At 40.9% G+C, this 9225-nt stretch carries 7 protein-coding genes; 6 read left to right on the forward strand and 1 reads right to left on the reverse strand.

Translation table 11 applies throughout. The features are described from left to right. Nucleotides 1–84: 84 nt before the first annotated feature. The 5 genes from RHS_RS17760 (at nt 85) to RHS_RS17780 (ending at nt 6175) form a co-directional block, all read left to right on the forward strand. On the forward strand, nt 85–1104 hold the full coding sequence (locus tag RHS_RS17760) for a LacI family DNA-binding transcriptional regulator (protein WP_044293688.1): 1020 nt from the start codon (nt 85–87) through the stop codon (nt 1102–1104). Nucleotides 1105–1292: 188 nt separating this feature from the next. Next, nucleotides 1293–2651 (forward strand): ABC transporter substrate-binding protein, encoded by a 1359-nt coding sequence (locus RHS_RS17765; protein ID WP_047833938.1) that lies wholly within the window; start codon nt 1293–1295, stop codon nt 2649–2651. A 38-nt stretch (nt 2652–2689) separates the two neighbouring features. Continuing rightward, a complete protein-coding gene (locus RHS_RS17770; RefSeq protein WP_027295959.1) occupies nt 2690–3580 on the forward strand; it encodes a carbohydrate ABC transporter permease in 891 nt (296 codons plus the stop codon). A gap of 11 nt (nt 3581–3591) precedes the next feature. Next, on the forward strand, nt 3592–4425 hold the full coding sequence (locus RHS_RS17775; RefSeq protein WP_027295960.1) for a carbohydrate ABC transporter permease: 834 nt from the start codon (nt 3592–3594) through the stop codon (nt 4423–4425). A gap of 52 nt (nt 4426–4477) precedes the next feature. Continuing rightward, the gene (locus RHS_RS17780) at nt 4478–6175 is read left to right on the forward strand and encodes an amylo-alpha-1,6-glucosidase (RefSeq protein WP_047833939.1); all 1698 of its coding nucleotides are present in this window, start codon (nt 4478–4480) and stop codon (nt 6173–6175) included. Between the two features lie 97 nt (nt 6176–6272). Here the strand turns inward: RHS_RS17780 and RHS_RS17785 are convergent, their stop codons facing one another. Further along, nucleotides 6273–7268: a spore photoproduct lyase family protein gene (locus tag RHS_RS17785; RefSeq protein WP_027295962.1), complete on the reverse strand. Its 996-nt coding sequence runs from the start codon at nt 7266–7268 to the stop codon at nt 6273–6275. A 186-nt stretch (nt 7269–7454) separates the two neighbouring features. Between RHS_RS17785 and RHS_RS17790 the strand changes: the two genes are divergently transcribed. After that, on the forward strand, nt 7455–9225 hold a 1771-nt coding region (locus RHS_RS17790; protein WP_047833940.1), incomplete at its 3' end, for a Clp protease N-terminal domain-containing protein.

The following is a 9225-nucleotide window of genomic DNA, read 5'->3' on the forward strand; positions in this document are numbered from 1 at the left end:
AGATTGACTTTTATATTTATAAAGCGTATTCTTAAGTCAGAATTAACAAAAACGTTTTCGGAAAAGAAAGCGGAGGGTGATATTATGGCAGCATCAATTAAGGATGTGGCAAAAATGGCAGGAGTCTCCGTTGGCACAGTATCAAGAGCTTTAAATGGATATACGGATGTCAGCGAGAAGACAAGGAAAAAAATTAAAGATATTTCAGCAGATCTGGGTTATACACCAAATGTAAGTGCCAAGAACCTTTCTTCTAAAAATAATAAAAACGTGGCTATGATTGCTTCCGGGTTATTGGATGAGAAGCAGACGGATGACTTTACAATGGCGCTGATTAAAGGGGCATATACTTATATGAACCGGCATCAGTTATCCATTGCAACATATGCAATCAGCTCAGAGGATCAAAAGGTAAAAGGGTTTGAAGAGTTCTGCAGGGAATTTAGTTTATCTGGAGCGTTATTATTTGGCTTAAAAGTTACAGATAAGTATGTGGAAAACATTTGCGATTCCAAGATACCTTGTGTCACGGTAGATATCCGGGTGGAGGGAGAACAGATTGGAAGCGTGATCACGGATGATGAAAGAGCATTCGAGGAAATAACCCAGTATGTGATAGACAGAAATCATAGAAAACTGATTCTGGTTTACGGCAGAAAGCAGGCAATGGTAGCCAAACTGCGGTATCGCGGATTTTGTAAAGCACTCAAGAAAAATAATATAAACATAAAAGACGTTCCGGTGCTCGATTCAAATTTTATTGAGACCCAGGCATATGAAAAAACCAAAGAATTGTTATTAAAGAAGGGGCAAGATGCAGGATCAGTATTTATCTGTATGAGTGATATCACTGCTTTTGGAGTTGCAAGGGCAATTCGTGATTGCGGATACAGAGTTCCGGAAGATTTTTCGGTTACCGGCTATGATGGGATCAGTTTCGGTAGATATGTGGAACCCAGAATTACCACAATCGATCAGAATGTAATGCAGAAAGGATATGAAGCAGGGAAATTACTGGATCGAATTTTAAAAGGGAATGCCACAGAAAAAACGGTAATTGTACCCCATTCCCTCTTGGAGCGTGAAAGTGTCAGAAGGCTTTAAACAAAGGATTTAAGCAGCATTTTTGACGGATAAGGATTACTATGCTGTCGGTGTGTATGCAAATGATTGATGGTAGATTTTTAAAGTAGGTTAAAGACCTGCTTTTTAAATAAATATTAACAAAAACGTTTTTGTAAAAATGTAACTGTAAAGTAATTGCATGAAAGAATCAATAAGGAGGAAAAGGTATGAAATTCAAAAAAGTAATCTCGGTAATGACTGCAGCAGTTCTGGTTTTAGGAATGTCCGGATGTGGTGGAAGTACAGGTACATCGGGCGATTCAGGGGATTTACAGGAAAGTAAAACTTCTTCGGATGATGTGGTGGAAGTCACCATTCCAACCTATCTGGCAGGTGAAAATGTAGGTGCTAAGTTTTTTCTGCCGGAAGTGGAACGGTTTAATAAAAAATATGAAGGCAAATATAAGATTAACATAGAAGAAGTGCCGCAGGCATCTTATGCAGAGAAGATCAAACAGCTGGCACAGCAAAAGAAACTTCCGGCGCTGGTACATTCAGCGGGATCTGGCGGAATTGATGTGCAGTGGTTCAAAGATGTAGCGGTTGCCAACGACATGGCCTATGATTTAAGTGAATTTTTGAACAGTCATCCGGATACTAAAAAGAATCTGGTACCGGAGTCCATTGAATATTGTACTGTGGATGGGAAAGTAGTCTGCATGCCTATCGCAGTTCTGAAGCCGGTAGGATTATTTTATAACAGCAGCTTATACCAGGGAGAGAAAGATATAAAGGATATGTCTATGGAAGAATTTCTGGCATCACTGGGAGATCATAAATTCGCGTTCCAGACTGCAGATAATGGATGGACAACAGGACTGCTGCTTTCTGCCCTGGTAGCCAGCCAGGAAGGCGGCATAGAATTAATCCAGAAGTATGCAGATGATAAACTGTATGATTATACAGATCCGGCTATTGTAAATTCAGTAACAGAATTGCAGAAACTGTTCCAGACCAATGCGGCTTCGAATTCTATTGGCGCTGCGTATGCTGATGCGGCAAATGCATTTATGAGTAACAATGCTTCTATAATCTGTAATGGTTCCTGGATGTCCTCCGAATTTGAGGAAGCATCCAAAGACAAGTGGAGTAACGGGTTTGACGGTAAAAATGTGAAGGCAACTATTTATCCGGGTGATGTTGCGCTGGTAAATCCAAGGATCTATGGAGAATTCTGGGTAGCAAATACAGCATCAGAGGAAGAAAAAGAACTGGCATGTGCATTTTTGGAATTCCGGGATTCCCAGGAAGAGATTGAAGCATTAATGCTGGCAGAAGGAGGAGTGGCACCTTCCATTACATATTCAGAGGATTTCCAGAAAAAACAGGAAGAAACGCCGATCTTATCCCAGCTTTCTGCAAGTATTACCGACAATACAAAGTATGCAGTATCCCTCTATGATGTTATGCCATCCTCTGTTGCAGATATTGAATTTGGAAAACTACTGCCTAAATTAGCGGATAATTCCTTAACACCGGAACAGTTTTGTCAGGAATTAACGAAAAAGGCAGAAGAAGCGAAGTAGGCTGCATTGTGAAACCAGGGAAGAAGGAGAAGCGTCCAATGAAAAAAGCACAGGTCAGTAAATTGGAAAAAAGAAATTATAAATGGATTTATTTATTTTTATTACCTTCAATTCTTATATTTTTATTTTTTTATCTTTCTCCCATAGTAACGGTGTTTGTAACTTCCTTTACGAAGTGGGATGGTTTTAATAGCCCTGTATTTGCAGGACTGGATAATTACAAGCAGATGATCGGCAGTGATACGTTTCTAATTGCACTAAAAAACCTGTTGTTCTGGTCAATTATAGCAGGAACACTGCACGTGGGATTTGGTGTTCTGGTAGCATTTATTCTTTTCCAGAAACCTTTTGGGTGGAAGGTAACAAGAACGGTGTTTATGATTCCAAATGTAATATCGGCAGCAGCATGGGCATTGATCTATAAGTTTATCTTTAATAACGATATGGGTATATTAAATAATATCATTCGTAAATTTGATCCTGAATTTGGGGTTCAGTGGTTTTATCAGTCACCATATGCATTTTGGGCAGTTACATTAACCTGGCTGTTTTATGCGGTAATCGTAACCCTGGTTGTATTAAATGACCTTATGGCGATTCCGGAGGAATTGAATGAGGCCGCACGAGTAGACGGTGCTGCGAAATGGCAGATCATTACAAGAATCCACCTGCCGCTTTGCCGCAATGCCATAGGCACAGGAATCATCTGTTCCATCACATCGCGAATTGCGATGTATGAACAGATCGCCCTGACAACAGCGGGAGGTCCGGGGGATGATACAATGAATCTTCCTATAATATTAGTAAAATCCATCAGTGATATGAAATATGGATATGCCAATGCCAACGGTGTAGTCATGTTCATATTGGGACTTTTAATTCTGGCGCTGGTAAACAAGGCATTTCGCATGAACGAAAGCGCATATTAAGGAGGGACATCATGAAACAGGTAAAAAAAGTTCTCGTTAAGATATTTGAATATGGAATATTGATTTTTACAATCATCGTTTCTGTGTTTCCGATTATATGGGTTATCATGTCTGCATTTAAAACAAATGCACAGATCCTGGGGAGTCCCTTTTCACTACCCACCAGTATCAGCTTTGATGCATTTGCCTATTTATTTGAAAAATATAATTTTTTAAGGTATGCCCTGAATTCACTGTTGATCTGCATTACCTCCACCGGATTATCACTTATTATTTTTGCCATGGGAGGATATGTAATCGCGAAATATAAATTCCCCGGGAGAAATTTTATATTTGCATTGTTTACCATCACCTTATTGGTACCGGCGCAGTCGAAGGCACAGCCAATCTTTTCCTTGATCATGAACTTAAACCTATACGACAACATATGGGGAGTAGCCCTGGTTTACCTATCGGCAGGACTTGCTATGTCCATGTTTATTTTAAAATCTACATTCATGTCAATACCCAAGTCCCTGGATGAAGCAGCGGCAATTGAGGGAGCCGGATTCTTTAGAATATTCTGGAAAATTAATCTGCCGCTGGCTAAAAGTGGACTGGCTACAGCAGGAATATTGATGTTTTTAAATAATTGGAATGAGTATTTTTATGCCTCATTGCTTACTTCTTCGGATTTAAACAGGACATTACCCCTGGCACTGCAGTTTTTCAATGAAGCATTTTCCTATGATTACACCAAGCTCTTTGCTGCACTCACGGTAGTTGTGCTTCCGGGAATTATACTCTATGCATTTGCGCAGGAACAGGTGCAGGAAAGTATAGCGGCATCCGGTGTAAAGGGATGATCACACCATGGGCAAGAACACGAAAAATAATACAAATCAGGAGAGATAACTTATGAATTTCGATATCAATACAGTACCATTCAGCTGCTATGGATCTTACCTTGCATTTTCTTATCCAAGAGATGGGGAAGGTGTTTATCAGGATCATCTGGCTCTGCGCATTCTCTATGGCATGTTTAATGAACAGGAGACATACCCTATTGTGATGCTGAATCAGGAGGGAGTGCCGGTTGCCGGAGACATAGAAGCTACACCTGTCCAGTTAAAGGTAAGCGCCGGTGGACAGGGCTATCAAATTTGTTTTCAAAATGAAGATACGGTACATTTAAAGGGCAGCACGGATATTATGATCACAAAAACGAAAATGTTCGGTTTGATGTGTGACCGTGTGATGCACCATGAAACAGGAAGCTGGGAAATAGCGGGAAATGATGCATCTGTTATCATACAAATGATCAGGGGAAGTATCAGTGATGATTCCGTGTGGTCCGAAGAGGGAACAAGATGTGAAAATATAAAAGTACTCATTCATCCCGATAAAACGGGTGAATTCGAAATGAAATTGACACTGGCGGGGTTAAGTTACCGCAAACCACGGAATCTTACTTATGAACAAAATCTGCTGAATGTAGAAACTGCATTCGAAGATTTTAAAAAACATTTTCACACCGGCATTGAAAAATACAAAGATTCCATGGAGTTGGCTGCCTACATTAGCTGGCACAGTGTAGTGAGGCCGGAAGGATATGTAAAATATCCGGTTATGTTAATGACGAAAAATAAAATGAATATGGTTTGGAGCTGGGATTATACATTTAATGCCCTTGCCATGATGGACAAAGATCCGGTGCTTGCGTATGACCAATTTCTGGCGATTGCTGAAATGCAGGAAAAGGACGGTTCCTACCCCGACGCGTTTCATGCAAGAGCATATGTATGTACCTTTGTAAAGCCTCCGGTTCAGGGATTTATCTTAAAAAGAATGTTCAAAATCCAAAGACCCGGTATAGATATTCTTAGGAAAATATATGATTCGGTTGTACGTTTTACGAGGTGGTGGTTTGATTACAGAGGGAATATAGACGGTATTCCTGTCTATCATCATGGAAATGATTCCGGGTGGGACAACAGCACAGCTTTTCGCCTGGGAGTACCTGTAAAAGCACCAGACCTATCGGCATGGCTGATAATCCAACTGGATTTTCTTGCAGATACTGCACTAGAGCTGGGACTCATTGAGGAAGCAGACGTCTGGAAGAAAAAAAGTGAGGAACTGCTGCAAAAAATGTTAGCACTTTTTGTAGAAAATAATCACATGAAGGCAATTAAAGTACCGGATAATAAAACAGTGGAATGTGATTCCCTTCTTCTGTATGTTCCCCTTATTCTTGGAGAAAAACTCCCCGCTGAGATACGGGAAAGAATGCTGGAAGAACTTCTGAAAGAAAAGAACTTTATAACGGACTACGGCATAGCGTCGGAGCCTGTTGACAGTCCTTACTTTGTAGAAGACGGATACTGGAGGGGGGCAATATGGCCGCCAACTGCCTATATCATGACCGAAGCATTAATGGCAAACGGGCGAAAAGAAGAGGCAGTATTAAACGCACGGCGGTTTTGCGATATGTGTGCATCTGAAGGATTTTTTGAAAATTACAGCGCCATTGACGGGCATGGACTAAGGGATTCCGGATTTACGTGGACGGCAAGTGTATTTATGATATTGATTAGAGATTATCTGGAGAAGTAAAGAAAAGCTAATGCTGTGCAATGCAGCATAAGCTTTTTGGATTTTAGGATTTGAGTTTTCAATATATAAAGATATTATTGCAGAGGGCTATCTGGATCTAAACCACATACAAAATCGGCATATCTCCCAACGTATCTGCAATCTGTTCCCTTAGGAAACTTTCACCTTCCGTTCGAAGAGATGTCTGATAACAGTACTTTCCTCTGCCTCTGCCGGTCATGTTTTCTTTACTGTACAAATCAGGTGAGCTTGGAAATGCTTCGGCATTGATTGCACGGTGAACAAAACTGTAAGTCATAAAAATAATTTCGATAAAAGCTTCTTTTTTCACTTTATCCGAAAGCGTATCGGCAAGCTGTGTAAAAAACTCTGTGTATATTTTTTTCCAGTCGTCAACGAGTATAATAGGAGCAAACAATATTCCTACTTTATAACCGGCATCACACATTTTATTTAGTGCCTGGACCCGGCGCTTTAATGAAGAAGTACCAATCTCAATTTTGCTGATAATCTCCTGGGGGTTCAGGCTCATACGGAAGATTACCCTGCCTTTATGGGGCAGGTCAAGAAGAGGATCCACCATATCAAACTTTGTTGGAAAGGTCAGATACCCTCTTGGCTGAGCGGTAAATGCGGGTATGGTCCACTCCAGGTTATTGGTTATGGTATTTTCAAGGACAAGATCGCTGTTGCTTCCAATCTCAAAGGTTAATTCCTGTTCAGAGGAAGAAGCGGATTTTATCAGTCGTTCCATCATTTTTTCCCGGTTTACAAAAAGTCTCAGATACGAGCATTTATTATAATTACAGACCAGATAACAGTATAGACACATGGCACTGCAGCCGGACGAAGTATAGGGGACCAGGTAATCTGAGACTTTTTGGTTCGGTACATATTTATGGGTTTTTCTGGTTCCGATAATTAAATGGCGTTTCATATTGGCGAACTGTGAATTTTCATTACTGCGCAGTTCGTCAATTTTATTGTGGCTTTCTATTTCGATCCAGGGTACAGCAGCATATTTGTCTTTTAACTCCTGACCCAGAGGATAATTCAGTACATCCGGTTCATAATAGATTTTATCAGGATACATTTTAAAACCTCCCATATTCGTAGTCTTCAATTTCTCTTTTTAGCATTTACCGTTTTTCAAAAAATACTTCATAAATATTTAAAAAAGTACTTGCAATTTTGAAAATGTATGTTATAGTAGTTATAGAACAGACAGAAACAAAGAAATTCAGCTGTCTGCAAATGAATGTGATGAGGAGGTTTGATTATGAACATTAATAAATTTACGCAGAAATCTTTACAGGCAGTTAATGACCTGGAAAAAGTGGCTTATGAATATGGAAATCAGGAAATAGAGCAGGAACACTTACTATATAGTTTATTAAATCAGGAAGACAGTCTGATTCTCAAATTAATTGAGAAGATGGAAATTAACAAGGAACATTTTGCTGGAAATCTGGAAAATGCTTTGAATAAGCGTCCAAAAGTTTCCGGTGGACAGCTTTTTATCGGACAGAAATTGAATAAGGTTCTGATTAGTGCGGAAGATGAAGCAAAAGCCATGGGAGATGAGTATGTATCCGTGGAGCATTTGTTCCTTGCATTGCTGAAACATCCCAATGATAGCGTGAAGGCGCTGTTTAAGGAATACGGGATTACAAGAGACCGTTTCCTTCAGGCATTGTCAACGGTAAGGGGTAACCAGAGAGTTGTCAGTGATAACCCGGAAGCAACTTATGATACCTTGAATAAATACGGTCAGGATCTGGTAGAGAAAGCCAGAGACCAGAAGCTGGACCCGGTAATCGGGCGTGACAGTGAGATCCGGAATGTAGTCCGTATCCTGTCCCGTAAGACAAAAAACAATCCGGTGCTGATCGGAGAACCTGGTGTTGGTAAAACTGCAGTTGTGGAAGGACTGGCACAGCGTATCGTCCGGGGGGATGTTCCGGAAGGATTAAAGGATAAGAAGATCTTCTCTCTGGATATGGGAGCTCTTGTTGCAGGTGCCAAGTACCGCGGGGAGTTTGAAGAGCGTTTAAAGGCCGTACTGGAGGAAGTGAAGAAAAGTGAAGGACAGATCATCCTGTTTATCGATGAACTTCATCTGATTGTGGGTGCCGGTAAGACAGATGGCGCAATGGATGCCGGAAACATGTTAAAACCAATGCTGGCAAGAGGAGAACTGCACTGTATCGGTGCGACCACATTGGATGAATACCGCAAGTATATTGAAAAGGATGCGGCACTGGAACGCCGTTTCCAGCCGGTAATGGTAGATGAGCCAACAGTAGAAGATACCATTTCAATTTTAAGGGGATTAAAAGAGCGCTACGAGGTTTTCCACGGAGTAAAAATTACAGACAGTTCTTTAGTCGCTGCAGCAACATTGTCCCACCGGTATATATCTGACCGTTTTTTACCGGATAAAGCCATTGATCTGGTAGATGAAGCCTGTGCTTTGATTAAGACGGAACTGGATTCCATGCCTGCAGAGCTGGATGAGCTTCAAAGAAAAATTATGCAGATGGAAATTGAAGAAGCTGCATTGAAAAAGGAGACAGATAAATTAAGTCAGGACCGTTTAGAGAACCTGCAAAAAGAACTGGCGGAACTGCGGGATAATTTCAGCAGCAAAAAAGCCCAGTGGGATAATGAAAAGCATTCGGTGGAAAATTTATCCGGACTGCGTGAGCAGATTGAAAATCTGAACAAAGAAATTGAAATGGCGAAACGGGATTATAACCTGAATCGTGCGGCTGAACTGCAGTATGGGGAACTGCCAAAATTGCAGGAACAGTTAAGTATTGAGGAAGAACGGGTAAAGAGCCAGGAGCTTGCATTGGTTCGTGAAAGCGTTACGGATGAGGAGATCGCCAGAATTATATCCAGATGGACCGGAATCCCGGTAGCTAAGCTGACGGAAGGTGAGCGAAGCAAGATCCTGAATCTGGATGAAGAACTGCATCACAGAGTGATCGGACAGGATGACGGAGTAAACAAAGTAACCGATGCCATTATCCGTTCAAAAGCAGGAA

This window comes from Robinsoniella sp. RHS (assembly GCF_001029355.1).
In the GTDB taxonomy this organism is placed as follows: domain Bacteria; phylum Bacillota; class Clostridia; order Lachnospirales; family Lachnospiraceae; genus Robinsoniella; species Robinsoniella peoriensis.

Excerpts from the sequence above, each read along its gene's own strand:
- RHS_RS17780 (WP_047833939.1), top strand. The coding sequence starts at position 4,478 with ATGAATTTCGATATCAATACAGTACCATTCAGCTGCTATGGATCTTAC.
- RHS_RS17785 (WP_027295962.1), bottom strand. The coding sequence starts at position 7,268 with ATGTATCCTGATAAAATCTATTATGAACCGGATGTACTGAATTATCCT.
- RHS_RS17765 (WP_047833938.1), top strand. The coding sequence starts at position 1,293 with ATGAAATTCAAAAAAGTAATCTCGGTAATGACTGCAGCAGTTCTGGTT.
- RHS_RS17760 (WP_044293688.1), top strand. The coding sequence starts at position 85 with ATGGCAGCATCAATTAAGGATGTGGCAAAAATGGCAGGAGTCTCCGTT.
- RHS_RS17775 (WP_027295960.1), top strand. The coding sequence starts at position 3,592 with ATGAAACAGGTAAAAAAAGTTCTCGTTAAGATATTTGAATATGGAATA.
- RHS_RS17770 (WP_027295959.1), top strand. The coding sequence starts at position 2,690 with ATGAAAAAAGCACAGGTCAGTAAATTGGAAAAAAGAAATTATAAATGG.